Here is a 13092-nt window from a genome sequence, read left to right as displayed (position 1 = left end):
ATCCGACTTTCCGCCTCGGGCGCCGGAGATTCCCGGCGCGGGCGGAGCGTTCCCGGAGAGACGGAGGGGTCCCAATTTGCAACCTCCGACCAGCGTCACGCCTTCCTTCTATGATATTTCGCGCCAAAAAGCCACCCTTTGAGAATAAATCCGTTTTCGCCCTTGTGTCGATTTGGTGGCGGGTGCATATTACTGGCCTGTCAATCTGAATTCTTGGCGCCTGAATCTTGTCATTTTCTGACATGGCAAGCCTTTAGAATTTCGGGCCGTGCGACGAAATCAAGTATTTCATCTTTCGCTGCGGTATAAATTCATGGCGGTGTGTATAGGTCGATTGTTCCCCGGGTGTATCGACTTGCGATAGCCGCTTCCGTCAGCGCTTCACCGGAAGGCAAACATCATGACGACCATGGACGCGCAACGCCGATCGGGTCCGCCGGCCGGATCTGTCGCCCCCAGCCATGTCTTCCATGTCGGCGATGCCGTGCTTCTGAGGCGCAGCTACCTTCATGCCGCTGCCGCCGGGGTCTACCACGTCACCGCGACGCTGCCGCCCTCGGACGGCCAGTTCCAGTACCGCGTCCGCAACGAAGACGAGCGCCACGAGCGCGTGGTGACGCAGGACCGCATGGAGGCGGTTGTCGCCGGCAAGCGGGGCACCCTCGGGACGCCTCTCAGCTGACAGTTTCCTGCGATGAAGTCTTCTAGACAGCACGCCATGACGGCTTGAGAATCGGTGGCAACAAGCCGCCGATCCGTCGGGATGGCGGCTGATGAGCTACGGCGAAAACCTCTGGATCTTCTTCCTGCTGCTGGCGGGCATCATCGTGGTGCCCGGCATGGACATGATGTTCGTGCTGGCCAACGCCCTGACGCGCGGCCGGCGCGCCGGCATCGCCGCGACGCTGGGGCTGATGGCCGGCGGCGTCTGCCACACGCTGTTCGGCACGGTGGCGGTGGCCGGGCTCAGCCGGCTGATCCCCACCGTCTCAGGCGCCATGCTGATCGCCGGTTCGGCCTACATGATGTGGATCGGCCTGACGCTGGCGCGCAGCTCCATCGTCATCGACCGGGTGGATGGCGACATTGCCGGGTCGAGGGCGGTGTTCGGGCAGGGCGTCGTCACCTGCCTGATGAACCCCAAGGCGTGGCTGTTCATCCTCGCCGTCTACCCGCAGTTCATGTCGCCGGTCTACGGCCCGCTGTGGCCGCAGGCGGTGGTGATGGGCACGATGACCGTCGCCACCCAGTTCGTCGTCTACGGCGGGCTGGCGCTGGCGGCGGCGCGCGGCCGCGACGCGCTCGTCACCAACCCCGGCCTCACCGTCTGGGTGGGCCGGGCGGCGGGGCTGCTGTTGATGGCGGTGGCGGCCTATACGCTGCTGCGCGGCTGGAGCCAGCTGTAGGCTACGGCTCCGGTCAGGGCACCTGGGTGATGCGGCCGCTGCCCAGGATCTGCGAGCGCCGCATCACCGGCCGGCCGCTGATTTCGACGTTGCCGCTACCGTAGATCGAGGCGGCGGCCTCTGACTGGGCGTTCACCTCGGCATCGCCGCTGCCGTGGATGGCGACCTCGGTGGAGCGCGCCGTCAGGTTCTTGAGGCGCGCCGATCCCGACCCCATGATGTTCACCGAAACGACGTCGGCGGTTCCCGTGGCGGCGATGTCGGCGCTGCCCATGATGCTGAGGTTCAGCTGGGGCTGCTCGATGTCGGTCAGCGTCAGGTCGCCACTGCCGAGCATCTTCCATTCGGAGATCGGCGGCCCTGACAGGGCGATCTCGAGCCCCGACGCGTTCCAGCCGGGGTCGCAGTCGAGCGTCAGCCGGCCGCCCCCGATCCGCACATGCTCGATCAGCGAGGGGTCGCCACGGACGACCGCTTCCGCCTTGTCGCCCGGCCTGTAGGTGATGGAGCCCGGCACGTCGATCTGCAGGCCGTAGCCGGAGGTGAAGGGCAGCGTGATCTCGCGACTGGTGGAGGTGGCGCCGCCGCAGGAGGAGGGCAGGACGCCCCACAGCTTCCGGGCTTCGGCCCAGCCGTGCCCGGACAGTCCGACGCCCAGCGCCAGGAGGGCGAACCCGCCGATCAGGCCCGTGGTCGCGACGATTGCCAGCTTTCCGGTCATGTTCCAGTTCCTTCAACGATATCCTGCCGCGCGAGGCGGAAATGCAGGCGGGCGTAGCGGCCGAGCAGGCGGACGCCGGCGCCGAGGATCATCAGCAGCAAGGCGCCGCCGCCGACGACGCAGCTCAAGAGGCCGGCGCCGATCAGGAAGCGCGGCAGCGCTCCGGTCATCATGGGGTCGCCGAAGGGCAGGAGGCCGGCGCCGAGCATGGTGTTGACGGCGATCGCCGCGATGACGGCCAGGGCGCCGGCAAGGCCGACCGTGACGGCGAGAGTCACCAGCAGCAAGGGCAGCAGCACGACGATGTCGACGATGGCGAGGCCGCCGAGCGCCATGGCGGCCGCCAGAAGGTTCGTCACGCTCCAGTGGGTTTCGAAGCGGCGGAGACCGGCCTCGGCGCGCAACTCGCGGGCGATGCGGGCCGGATCGCCCAGGGCGGCGGCCACCTCTTCCTCGCTGCGGCCCGAGGCGTCGGCGAAGTGGGCGGCATAGTCGGCCAGAATGTCGTCGATCTCGTCGGACGGCAGGCCGGCCAGTTGATGTCTCAGCGCGGTCAGGAAGGCGTCCCTGGTCATGGCAGGTCCTCAAGCAGTGTGTCGACGGCGCCGGTGAAGCTCTGCCAGTCGCGGCGGTGGGCTTCGAACACCGACTGCCCCAGCGGCGTGAGCCGGTAGTATTTGCGCGGCGGCCCGCTGCTCGACTCGACGAGGCGGGTGGCGACGAGGCCGTCGTTCTGCATGCGCCGCATCAGCGGGTAGATGGTGCCTTCGCCCATGCCGACGGCGGCGACCAACCGGCTGGCGATCTCGTAGCCATAGTTCTCGCCCTTCGAGAGCACGGCGAGGACGCACAGGTCGAGCGCGCCTTTTCTGAGCTGAACCAGGATGGAGTCGGCCATGGCATCTCCGTTTCTGATCGGGTGGATATAACAAGCTACCTGCTTATGCAAGGTACCTGTTTGCAGAATCTGTCGCGGGATGTGGGCGCACTTCTGTGGTGCTGCTTTTGTGGGGGGATGTGTATTTCGAGGTATAAGCCGCGCTATCGCCGGTCAAACGACCATGCAGACAGCAAAAAGGCCGGGACGAACCCGACCTTCTCTCCAACGCCTCCATGATCAGTGCCAGTACATCCGTGGTCAAAGATCAGAAGCGTCAGTGGTGTGTGTACACTCACAGCATGACAGATAGGTGACGGGCCCGGATGTTCAAGGGGCAGGGGGCGTTTTTCCTGACTGCATCTGCGATGGCCGGCAATTGCGTGGCGACGTTCGTTGGCTTACCATTCCTGTTGTTGCCATGAGGTAGAATGAAGCTCACCCGACGAACCCTCTGAATCTCCCCGAGCCAGGCGCTGGCATCGGGGCTTGAGCGCGAAGCCCGCCGGCTCTCGCGCCGCTCGTGTTTGCCCTGACACATTCAGAGATCGTCATCATGGACAACTATTTCGACAGCCCCTTCCGGGGCGTGACCCTCGACAGGCAGGTCACCAATCCCAACATCGTCGTCGGCCGCTACAGCTACTATTCCGGCTATTACCATGGCCACAGCTTCGACGATTGCGCCCGCTACCTGATGCCCGACGAGGGCGTCGACCGGCTGATCGTCGGCAGCTTCTGCTCGATCGGCTCGGGCGCCGCCTTCATCATGTCTGGCAACCAGGGCCACAAGCACGACTGGATCAGCAGCTTTCCCTTCTACTGGATGCCCGAGGTGCCGGCCTTCGCCGGGGCCGAGGACGGCTATCGCCCCTCGGGCGACACGGTGATCGGCAACGACGTGTGGATCGGTTCGGAGGCGGTGATCATGCCCGGCATCACGGTGGGCGACGGCGCGGTGATCGGCACGCGCGCCCTCGTCATCCGCGACGTCGAGCCCTATACGATCGTCGGCGGCAACCCGGCGCGGCCGATCCGCAAGCGCTTCGACGACCGGCAGATCGGCCTGTTGCTGGAGCTGAAGTGGTGGGAGTGGGACGAGGCGGCGCTCACCGGCGCCATGCCGCTTCTGACCAGCGGCGACGTCGACGGCCTCCACCGCTATTGGCTGAGCCTGAAGGCTTGACGACCGCGCCTGTCCCGCTCCGGCGGGGCAGGCCGTTCAGCCGGTCTCGCCGCTGCCCAAGGAGGGCTGCCGGGCCGGCCGGCCCGCGTCGCGGCCTGACTGCCGGAGGCGGGCGCGGGCGAAGCGCTCCACCGCCGCCTGCTGGCGGGGAACGGTGGCGAAATCGGTGCTGATGACGCGCTGCCCCACCGGCCAGGGCGCAATGGCGGCCAGCTTGAAGCACTGGCGGCCGAGGGGGAGGCCGCGCACCGTCAGAGAGCAGAGCGCGCCGAGGACGAGATAGGTGGCCGAGAGCAGCATGCCGAAGGTCAGCATCCAGACGACGCCGAGCGCGAGGCCGAGGCGACGGCGGGCGGGCGTCGTCGGTGCGTCCTCTCCGCCGAGGTCGTGGATATGCACTGCGTCCCGACCGAAAGGACAGATGCTGAGCCCGGCCATTTCGATGGCGGCGCGCGACAGCGGCTCACCGCCGGGGACCCGGCCGAAGATCGCGGCGCCCGCGAGCCAGAGACACGCCGTCCAGGCTCCGCCGAGCGCAAACCACAGGAACCTCGCCGCGAACCGCACGCACCCCTCCGACAACGATGTCGACGCGGGCGCAGGATACATGTCCGAAGTTGTCTGGCAATAGGGTGGAAACGCCAGGGTGGTGGCTTTCCGGTGGCAGGCTTAAAATTGGAAAACGTCCAGTTCGCAATAGATGGGGCGATCAGCCGGCGCGGCGGCGGGCGAAACTTGTCTCGGCCGCGTGCCGGCGGGCGACGTCGGCCAGTTCGATGCTGACAACGCGGCGGCCGACCGGCCACAGCGAGATGCCGGCCAGCTTGAAGCACTGCAGGCCGAAGGGAATGCCGATGATCGTCAGGCAGTAGACGATACCGAGCGCGAGGTAGGACAGGCAGAGCGCCAGGCCGAAGGTCAGGAGCCACAGCACGTTGAACACGAAGCCGACGGTGCCGGTGACGGCGGTGACCGGCGTCACGCCCTTGCCGTCGAGTTCGCGCACGTGGACCACGTCCTTGCCGAAGGGAAAGGCGCTGAGCTTGGCCATCTCGATGGCCGCCCGCGTCAGCGGCAGCCCGACGATGGACAGCGCGAACACCGCCGCGCCGAGCAGCCAGAGAAGCGCCGTGAAGGCGCCTCCGAACACGAACCAGATGACATTGCCGGCAAAGCGCATGATCTATCCCATGGGGCAGGGCGGAGAATCCCGCCAGAGCACCCGCCGGTCAAGTTGACCCAACGTGATCGAGAAGCGGCCGCTCAGGCGCATAGGTGGGGATCGGAAGGCGTGGTGGCAATCGAAAGGAGGGAGAGCTTTTTGGGCCCCTTCGCATCCGAGCGCCGTACATTCTCCCGTCGATCACGGTTCAATTTTGCACGAGTCGGAACCTTGCCTTCCGTGTTCGTCCTAGCGCTTGTGCCGTTAGGCCATGGACGCTTCCTTGCTTGAGAGCGCCGCCAGGGCGGAAATGTACTCCGACATGTTATGGTGCCTGACAAACGCCGATGGCCAGGAGCTGGCAATCGAACGGCTCAGGCGGGATGCCCAACCTGGATCCTCGATCGCGTTGCTGTCTTGAAGCCAAATCGACTTTCCCACATGGAAGTAACCGAGCGGAGGAGAAAAAGGGACTGCGTCCGCAGAGTTCACGATCCTCAACGTGATGTCTCCTAGCTCGCCGTAGTATTCCCGAAACCTCCTCAGTCCCACCGCCGGCGAACCGAATGTGACGATTCCCTGCAAGTTGTTGTCCACGATGGATGGATGGCGTGCGCGCAACTTGACCGCAAACAGCTTAGCCAGTGCGCCGCCGAGCGAGTGTCCGGTAATGTATAGAGCGCGCCCGCCCAGATCCATGTTGCCGAGGATGTTCAACAGTGCCTGCAAGCTGGGGAGGCCGGATGATTTGTCCTGGTAGTCCAGTGTATTTTGAAAGCCACGATGAACGAGGACACGTTCAGAGGTCTCGCCACAATCCCGCAAGGGGACGGGCCATGCGCGGAAGTTGGAAATACTCCAGTCGATACGTTCCCTTGTCCCCCGGAAGGCGACAACAACCGCATAGTCATTCGTGAAAACGCGGCAGAAGCCGCGCCTGAAGCTGCCATGTACATACTGTTGGTCGGCGAACCGATTTCCTTGAAGAAGGAAATGTTTCTGGTTTAGCGGCCCGCGATACACTGCTTTGGAGATTTTTGCGAGATCCAAGACGACTTCGGTAGAGAATGCTCCCAGCATCATCCCACCCCTCCGTTGCCTTTTCGATTGTCATTGCAAGTATCAACTGAATCAAGTCGACTTTGCACCTCAGCGCGCATCTGCTGGTGGGTCAGGGTCTATGGGCCGCGATCAGCAGCATCAGCGGCTTTTCCATATCGGCCTCGGTGAGGTCGGGCGCCGCTCGCACCTCGTCGGCCGTCGGGGCGAACTCCTCGATGCGGCGGAGCGCAAAGCCTTCCTCGATCAGGGTGTTGAGCGTGGTGGCCATGGTCCGGTGGTGTTTCAGCACGTCTTTGACGAACCATTCGACACGGCGCTCGCCCTCGGCCGAATAGCCGTTGACCGGCCACGTCGGGCGTCCATCCTCGTCGGTCATCCAGCGCGGATGGGCCGGCGCCATGTGGATCGGGTGTTCGATGGAAAAGACGAGGTCGCCGCCAACAGTCAGCGCGGCGGCGATGGTGCGCACCAGACGGCGGAAGTCCCTGACGTAGTGAAAGGCCAGCGAGCTGTAGACGAGGTCGAAGGCCGCCTCGGGCAGTTCCAGCGTTTCGAGGTCGGCGATGCGGTAGGCGATGGCGGGGTCGTCGGTGTCCTGGCGGGCGCGGGCGATCATCCTCTCGGAGAGGTCGAAGCCATGGACCGACGCCACGCCTTGCGCGCGCATCCAGCGCGCCGCCCAGCCGAAGCCGCAGCCGAGATCGGCCACCCGCTTGCCCTCAATGGGCGGCAGCATGGCGCGCACGGTCGGCCACTCGGTGGCGCCGTCGAGGCCGATCACCTGCCGGGGGTACTGGGTGTAGCCGGAGAAGAAGGCGGGGTCGTCGTAGATGTTCTGCGCCATGGTCCTGTCCCTGGACAGGGGCAGGACCGGCCCTCCGGCTGCCTCATCCTGCCCGAGCTTCTCTGCTTTCGCAGAGAATGGCGGACCCATAAATGAGACAGACGGATAGGGCGCTGAGGTGTCCTTGCTCAGTCGGAAACCCTGACCCAGATGTTGCGGCTGACCAGGCGGCAGGTGTTGCTTCCGCCCAGCACGGCGGCGGCTTCCTTGGGCAGAACGATGCTGACGGTCGAGAGGTGCTCGATCTCCGTCTCGCTCTTCAGCGTCAGCCGCCAGGTCATCTTGCTGCCCGCGCCCTGTCCGGCCGGGAGCTGGCCGAAGAGTTCGGGAAAGACCTCGGTCGTCCAGGCGTTCTCTCCGGCATTGCGCCAGGCGATCCGGCTCAGACCTTCCGCCGAGAGCCGGCGCGACATTTCAAGCTGGTCGGGATGGAACGGCGCTTTGAAGGCCAGTTTTCGCGGCGTCAGCCACTCCGCCGGCAAATCGGCGGGCGATTTCGGGAAGGCCTGTTGCATCAGGGTCGGGCAGCCTTCGAGCTTCGTCTTGCCGAGACGGGCCTGCCACAGGCCGGATCGCGGCGCGATGCCGGGGAACAGTTCGATCGGCGGCTTCCCGGGCGGAAGCTCGTCCGGCTGTCGTTTGCCCTCCGGCAGATCGACCGGCAATCCGGGCGGCAGGCAATGATCGGGACCCGAGTAGAGGTAGCCGTCGCTCTGGGCGCCGAAGCCGGCCAGAACCCCCGGCAGTTCGGTTCGCCCGATCCATGTGCCCCGATGGGTCCGGGCATCGACGACGAGAATCGCGTCCGGGTTCGGGGACGGCCCGTAGATGCGTTCCATGTCCGGCCTCACGTCCCGCTCGGGGGAAATGAACTCGGCCTGTCCGCTTGCGTCGATGGAGATGACGGGGCTGTTGCAGGCCAGCGCGGCGGACGAGAAAGAAGCGGTCGCCAGAAGGGCAAGGCAGGTCGCTGCGAGGTGTCGGCGCATGGGTCAGTTCCCTCGGATGATCGAAAGGGCGCGGTCGAACTCGGCCGGCGTAACGGTTCTGGAGCCGGATGACGCGGCAGCGCCGACCCTCAGGTTCTTGCGAATGAGGTCGAACTCGTCCGTCGAGATGTAGGGCGAGAATTCGCACAGCATCTGCCCCGCTCCGGCCTCGAGGCAGTTGTCGCCGCCGGGCTGGTTGAGGCCGATGAGCTTGAAGTTGCCGGCGGGGTCGCGATCCCAGAACCAGGTGGCGATCCGGCCGTCGGGAAGCGGACGGCCGACCTCGACCGACCAGAGCGCCGGCAGCCGGCCCGAAAGCCGGGGGTTGGGGTGGGCAAAGTCGCAGGCTTCATCGCCGCAGCGGCGCAGAACCTGCCCCGTGGTCAGCGTGAACTGCAGGGTTTGCAGGACGCGGGCAAGTCTCTCGTCTCCCCGATCGGGATCCGCGCACAACGGCCCGACGCGCGTCGGATAGCAGCCGCGCTCGCCGAGAGGCCAGTCCCTGGGGTTGAGAAAGATCGAATGGGCTGAACTTGCCTGCTCGGCGAACTCGGCGCGCGGAAAGGGTTTGGCGCGCTCGACCTCCGCCACCCAGTTCTCGGGCAGATGGAAGAACAGGCTGGTCGCCGCATCGCGCATGTCGCAGTTGGCAACCGTGCGGTCGCCCGGCAGGCATCGGTGCGGATAGTCCGAAAAGGCCTTGCCGCCGGCTTCCTTGCCGTTGTCGCAGGCGTCGGGGCCGTGGCCGTCGCCATCGGCGCAGTCATCGTTCCGGGACGACTGGCGCTGCGGCGGGTCCCATTTCAACGTCGCCTTGACGAGTTGGTAGGCGGCCAGCACCTGCGGGTCCGTGCTCTGGAACATGCAGAACTGGCCGAGTGCGCCCACCTCCTCGCAGGGACCGTTCATGGCAACCCACTGGCGCGGGCCGAGGACCAGCGCGTCGTCGCCGCCGGTTCGGAAGAGGTTGACGCGCGGCGGAAACGCCTCGCCGGCGGCCTGAGCGCCTGCCGTGTAGCCCTCCGTCGTCGGATGGTCGGTCCACCAGCCGGCCGGCAGCATGAAGGAGAGGCCCGTGTTGCCGTCGGACACCGGGCAGGGCGCCGGCCCCTCGCAGGAATAGGCGACATCCTCGCCCGCGCCGGAGGCCGCCCCGGGAGGGGCTTCCGCCTTCTCTTGAGGCGTCCCGACCTCGAAGGAGAGGCGCGCCTTCTCCCGGCGCTCGCCGGAGGCATCCTCGCCCTTGTAGACAAGATCGTAGGCGCCCGGCTCGGTGGGCGCGTTCAGCGGCTGGCCGGCCGCAAGTTCGCCCAGCGTCCGCCCCCAGTCGATCTGGGTTTCGCCCTGCCAGATCTCGATGCCGTCGTTGCGCAACTGGCGGCCGATTGTCTCGACCGGAATGGGCGCTCCCGGCGCCACCACCGGCGGCGCCTTGAGGGTGACGGCGGGATCGGCCTCGACGACGATGTCCATTTCGTCGAGCGTGTCGCCGCCCCAGGTCTCCAGCCGCAGGAGATAGGTGCCGGGCGCCGCGAGTTCGATGGCGGCATCCTTGGCGCCTTCGGTCCCCTCCACGGTGCTGTAGGTGATGGCGGCGTCCGGGTTGGCGTTTCCGGCCGGGTAAAGCCTCAGCGCCAGTGCCGCGCCGCCGGTCTCGCTGCCCTCGGCCATGACGCCGAGTTCGATCCGCGCAACGCCTGGCGCATATGGCCCCCGGTTGACCATGCCCGCCTTGCCCGGCTCGAAGGCGGCTTGCTCAAGCGGGCGGACGAAGAGGATGGCGTCGGGCTTGAACCCGGAAACCCAGCCGTCCTCGGGCGGCATCTCGGCCCAGTCCATTTCCGTTGCGTAGCTGAAAAGGCGGCAGCGCGGCTCCTCGATGAAGTAACTGCCGGGCGGCTCGAACATCCACGCGGCCGCCGTGGCATCGGCGTCCGCCAGGGCGCGGCACTGCTCGGCCGTGCCATCGCGGGGGAATTGCGGTTGTGCTGGCGCTGCGACCTCAGCTCCGATCGATTGCCCGGTTGGCTGGAGCTGAATGGCGCGCATCAGCGGGCGGCCGGGGAAATGCGTTGTCTCGCGCGGCGGCGCCATGGCGATGGCCTCGCTCAGGGCATCGGACAGTTCGCCGGCATTGGCCGCCTCGATGTAGCGGCCGCCGGTGTTCTCGGCGAGGCAGGCGACCTCCGCGCCTTCTTCCTTCGACAGGCCGAAGCCCACCACATGCGCCGTGAAGTTGACGCCGGCCGCCTCCAGCTCCGAGGCCAGCGCACACGGATCGGCCTCGCATGTCTCAAGCCCGTCGGTGACCAGCACGACGGTGGCGCTTTCCTCGCCATAGCGCAGCGCCTCGGCGGCCTGCCGCACGGCGGCGGAAAGAGGGGTCTTGCCGAGAAAGCGCATGGCGTTGACCGCGCCGACGATGGTGGCGCCGGTGTTCTTGCCCGGCGGCACCAGCAGCTCGATGTCGCCGCAGTTGCCCTTGGAACGGTGGCCATAGGCGATCAGCCCGAGTTCCTGTCCAGCTGGCAGGCGCGTCACCACGTTGGCGACTGCCTCGCGGGCGATTTCCAATTTCGGCCGGCCGTCGATCTGCCCCCACATGGAGCCGGAGCCATCCATGACGATGATCGTGCGTGGGGCGTCCTGGGCCAGGGACGCCGGGATCTGAACCAGCATAAGCCCGGCCAGAAGGCCGCCGAGTGTCAGCAAAGCGTGCTTCATGACCGCCTCCCTTCAAGCCGATGCCGCGACGGGCTGAGCAGGGGCGCGCCGGCCCGATGCCCATGCGGCGGCCTTGCCGCCGATGTCCCTGAACTTTCCCGAGAGGTCCCGCAGGCGGGCGCGCCAGTCGGGGTCGGGCACCTGTGCTTGGGTGGTCTTGAAGAAGACCTGCAGCATGCAGGTGATGGCGAGGGGTTCGAGCAGGGCCGCCTTGACCGCCCAGGCGAAAAGAAGAGCGAAGACGAAGCCGCCCGCGCTGAGCGCGCCGGGCAGGAGATAGACAAGCGCGGCGGCGGGCGCGAGCGCCAGCAGGAAGACGACGAAGGACAGCCCGTAGATCATCACCGCCAGCCAGGCCGCATTGCGGAACATGGTCTTGTAGTTCTGGCCATAGAGCACGAGGGCCTCTTCCGCCGAGGCCCAGGGGTTGGCCGCGCGGGTGCGCAAGGCATGGGCAAGGATCACCTCGTCGGTGAAACCGACGGCGACCTTCAGGAAGCCACGGAAGGCGCGGGCCGCCGCATCGAGGCCCGGAATGGGCAGGATCGACGCGATCCCCTCGACCAGCCCGGCGATGGCGGCGATGACGCCCTTGACGAGCTGGTCGATGCCGAAGAGCACGCTGGCCTCGGTGAAGCGTTCGCGCACCATGCGGCTGCCATAGGCCACCTGTCCTTCGCCATCCGGCAGCGCGCGGCCGTCCATCAGCTCCACGAGCACGGCGATGTGCCCGGCCTTGACGAGGTAGAGAAGGTATTCCCTGAGAAGATAGAGGGCGACCGCCACGATGCCGAAGCCGGCCAGTCCGCCAAAAAGCGTGCTGGAGGCCAGGAAGTCCGCGTCTCCGAACTGGCCGACGCCGTAACCGACGGCCGCGCCCGTTCCGGTCGCGATCACATAGGCGCAGACCATGGCGAAATAGACGACCATGCGGAAAAGAAGAAAGGGCGCCGTGCGCGCCATGAGCGCCAGAGCGCCCGACAAACTGAAGTCCCACATATGCCTTGATCCTCGAAGGGGCATGAAGAAGCATGTCCGGGCAAGGAAATGCCTGCCCGGACAGAAGGTAGATTTCGAGGACGCTTGGGTCTTGGGTCTGGCGGCACCGAGTTACGGGTGCGGCGGCACAGGTTGCGGGTTAAGCGAGACCGGCCCGCACGTCCCTGGGCGTCACGCCGTAGGTTTGCTTGAAGCGGCTGTTGAACCAGGACAGGTCGCCGAAGCCGGCGTCCATGGCGATTTGCGCGATGTTGAGGTGCTGCGACGCCGGATCGGTCAGCATGCGATGGGCGCGTGCGAGGCGTCGGCTGGCCACATGGTCCCGGAAGGAGGTTCCTTCCCGTTCGAAGAGGGCGCGAACATAGCGCGAGGAGAGGCCCAGCCGGCTGGCGACGCTTTCGGCGGTCAGTCCGGGCGTGACGAGGCTCCGCTCGATCTCCCTTTTCACCTCCCTCAGTCGGGCGGCCCGCACACCGCGTCCGGCGGCAATCTCGGTCGCCTCGCGCGTGGCGCCGAGGGCCATCAAGGCGAGATCCTGCACATGCGCCACGGCCTGCACCGCCTCTTCCGGGGCAAGCGCCGGCAGTTCTGCGTGGAGGCTGCGGGCGTAGCCGAGCAGCAGTCGCCACTGCGGCGTCAGCGCGGCGGAGCGCCTGAGCATGGCGTCGAGCCCTGCCGAGGCTGCGCCGAGATGGGCGCGGGGGATGGAGACGTAGATGCCCTCCATATGCTCGCCGCCAAAACGCACGGTTCCCGGCACCTCCCCGGGATCGGCATAGATGGACCCCGGAAGCAGCATCTCTTCCTTGCCGCCGATCTGCGCAATCGTGCCGCCGCCCGCGAGCGGGATGTGAAACATGACGTCGTCTCGACAGTCGGCCGCGTGACCCTGCGTCCGGATGGCCGTCGACGCCGAGTGCCGCCCGTGGCCGATGATCACCCCGGGCAGGACCGCGATCGAGGTCTCGGACCTGAAGGCATCGCGGTCGTCGGGGATGAAGTCGACCTTCGTCATGCTGGCGACGACGCTGCGAAACGCATCGACGCGCTGCGCCCGGTCGAAATCCTGCGATCGAATGGACAGAACCGTCATGACGAGCCCCCCGCAGCCCTCTTCTTCGC

General features: G+C 66.5%; 14 protein-coding genes. 3 read left to right on the top strand and 11 right to left on the bottom strand.

Annotated elements, in window-relative coordinates:
• The first annotated feature begins 400 nt into the window (after positions 1–400).
• The gene (locus tag M4J39_RS12285; protein ID WP_251728244.1) at positions 401–682 is read left to right on the top strand and encodes a hypothetical protein; all 282 of its coding nucleotides are present in this window, start codon (positions 401–403) and stop codon (positions 680–682) included.
• Positions 683–773: 91 nt separating this feature from the next.
• Positions 774–1406, top strand: a complete 633-nt coding sequence (locus M4J39_RS12280; protein ID WP_251728243.1) for a LysE family translocator — start codon at positions 774–776, stop codon at positions 1404–1406.
• Positions 1407–1419: 13 nt separating this feature from the next.
• Here M4J39_RS12280 and M4J39_RS12275 read toward each other — a convergent pair whose 3' ends face one another.
• Genes M4J39_RS12275 through M4J39_RS12265 form a run of 3 tightly spaced genes read right to left on the bottom strand, consistent with a single transcriptional unit; the run spans position 1420 to position 3025 of the window.
• Positions 1420–2127, bottom strand: coding sequence for a GIN domain-containing protein (locus tag M4J39_RS12275; protein ID WP_251728242.1), 708 nt, complete (start codon positions 2125–2127; stop codon positions 1420–1422).
• Positions 2124–2702 carry a DUF1700 domain-containing protein gene (locus tag M4J39_RS12270; protein ID WP_251728241.1) on the bottom strand — a complete coding sequence of 193 codons (579 nt, stop codon included), beginning with the start codon at positions 2700–2702 and terminating at the stop codon, positions 2124–2126. Before M4J39_RS12270 ends, M4J39_RS12275 begins: the two co-directional genes overlap by 4 nt.
• A complete protein-coding gene (locus M4J39_RS12265; protein ID WP_251728240.1) occupies positions 2699–3025 on the bottom strand; it encodes a PadR family transcriptional regulator in 327 nt (108 codons plus the stop codon). The genes M4J39_RS12270 and M4J39_RS12265 overlap by 4 nt, the downstream gene beginning before the upstream one ends.
• 535 nt (positions 3026–3560) lie before the next feature.
• Here M4J39_RS12265 and catB point away from each other — a divergent pair.
• On the top strand, positions 3561–4190 hold the full coding sequence (gene catB, locus M4J39_RS12260) for a type B chloramphenicol O-acetyltransferase (protein WP_251728239.1): 630 nt from the start codon (positions 3561–3563) through the stop codon (positions 4188–4190).
• Between the two features lie 36 nt (positions 4191–4226).
• Here the strand turns inward: catB and M4J39_RS12255 are convergent, their stop codons facing one another.
• The 8 genes from M4J39_RS12255 to M4J39_RS12220 form a co-directional block, all read right to left on the bottom strand.
• Positions 4227–4757 carry a YccF domain-containing protein gene (locus M4J39_RS12255; protein WP_251728238.1) on the bottom strand — a complete coding sequence of 177 codons (531 nt, stop codon included), beginning with the start codon at positions 4755–4757 and terminating at the stop codon, positions 4227–4229.
• Between the two features lie 142 nt (positions 4758–4899).
• A complete protein-coding gene (locus M4J39_RS12250) occupies positions 4900–5370 on the bottom strand; it encodes a YccF family protein (RefSeq protein WP_251728236.1) in 471 nt (156 codons plus the stop codon).
• Between the two features lie 246 nt (positions 5371–5616).
• Positions 5617–6435, bottom strand: coding sequence for a lipase family protein (locus M4J39_RS12245; RefSeq protein ID WP_251728235.1), 819 nt, complete (start codon positions 6433–6435; stop codon positions 5617–5619).
• A gap of 88 nt (positions 6436–6523) precedes the next feature.
• Positions 6524–7258, bottom strand: coding sequence for a bifunctional 2-polyprenyl-6-hydroxyphenol methylase/3-demethylubiquinol 3-O-methyltransferase UbiG (locus M4J39_RS12240; protein WP_251728232.1), 735 nt, complete (start codon positions 7256–7258; stop codon positions 6524–6526).
• Positions 7259–7386: 128 nt separating this feature from the next.
• A complete protein-coding gene (locus tag M4J39_RS12235) occupies positions 7387–8247 on the bottom strand; it encodes a hypothetical protein (protein ID WP_251728230.1) in 861 nt (286 codons plus the stop codon).
• 3 nt (positions 8248–8250) lie between these two features.
• Positions 8251–10971, bottom strand: coding sequence for a VWA domain-containing protein (locus M4J39_RS23070; RefSeq protein WP_371875444.1), 2721 nt, complete (start codon positions 10969–10971; stop codon positions 8251–8253).
• A 12-nt stretch (positions 10972–10983) separates the two neighbouring features.
• Positions 10984–11970 carry a hypothetical protein gene (locus M4J39_RS12225; RefSeq protein WP_251728228.1) on the bottom strand — a complete coding sequence of 329 codons (987 nt, stop codon included), beginning with the start codon at positions 11968–11970 and terminating at the stop codon, positions 10984–10986.
• A 139-nt stretch (positions 11971–12109) separates the two neighbouring features.
• A complete protein-coding gene (locus tag M4J39_RS12220; RefSeq protein ID WP_251728227.1) occupies positions 12110–13063 on the bottom strand; it encodes an AraC family transcriptional regulator in 954 nt (317 codons plus the stop codon).
• Positions 13064–13092 lie beyond the last annotated feature (29 nt).

The organism is Pleomorphomonas sp. NRK KF1 (assembly GCF_023721755.1).
GTDB lineage: Bacteria > Pseudomonadota > Alphaproteobacteria > Rhizobiales > Pleomorphomonadaceae > Pleomorphomonas.
The sequence above is the reverse complement of the archived record's forward strand: the minus strand, read 5'-3'. Positions and strand labels throughout refer to the sequence as shown.

Bases quoted from the DNA above. Each gene is read 5' to 3' on its own strand.
- M4J39_RS12285 (WP_251728244.1), top strand. From the start codon at position 401: ATGACGACCATGGACGCGCAACGCCGATCGGGTCCGCCGGCCGGATCT.
- M4J39_RS12280 (WP_251728243.1), top strand. From the start codon at position 774: ATGAGCTACGGCGAAAACCTCTGGATCTTCTTCCTGCTGCTGGCGGGC.
- M4J39_RS12275 (WP_251728242.1), bottom strand. From the start codon at position 2,127: ATGACCGGAAAGCTGGCAATCGTCGCGACCACGGGCCTGATCGGCGGG.
- M4J39_RS12270 (WP_251728241.1), bottom strand. From the start codon at position 2,702: ATGACCAGGGACGCCTTCCTGACCGCGCTGAGACATCAACTGGCCGGC.
- M4J39_RS12265 (WP_251728240.1), bottom strand. From the start codon at position 3,025: ATGGCCGACTCCATCCTGGTTCAGCTCAGAAAAGGCGCGCTCGACCTG.
- catB (WP_251728239.1), top strand. From the start codon at position 3,561: ATGGACAACTATTTCGACAGCCCCTTCCGGGGCGTGACCCTCGACAGG.
- M4J39_RS12250 (WP_251728236.1), bottom strand. From the start codon at position 5,370: ATGCGCTTTGCCGGCAATGTCATCTGGTTCGTGTTCGGAGGCGCCTTC.
- M4J39_RS12245 (WP_251728235.1), bottom strand. From the start codon at position 6,435: ATGATGCTGGGAGCATTCTCTACCGAAGTCGTCTTGGATCTCGCAAAA.
- M4J39_RS12240 (WP_251728232.1), bottom strand. From the start codon at position 7,258: ATGGCGCAGAACATCTACGACGACCCCGCCTTCTTCTCCGGCTACACC.
- M4J39_RS12235 (WP_251728230.1), bottom strand. From the start codon at position 8,247: ATGCGCCGACACCTCGCAGCGACCTGCCTTGCCCTTCTGGCGACCGCT.
- M4J39_RS23070 (WP_371875444.1), bottom strand. From the start codon at position 10,971: ATGAAGCACGCTTTGCTGACACTCGGCGGCCTTCTGGCCGGGCTTATG.
- M4J39_RS12225 (WP_251728228.1), bottom strand. From the start codon at position 11,970: ATGTGGGACTTCAGTTTGTCGGGCGCTCTGGCGCTCATGGCGCGCACG.
- M4J39_RS12220 (WP_251728227.1), bottom strand. From the start codon at position 13,063: ATGACGGTTCTGTCCATTCGATCGCAGGATTTCGACCGGGCGCAGCGC.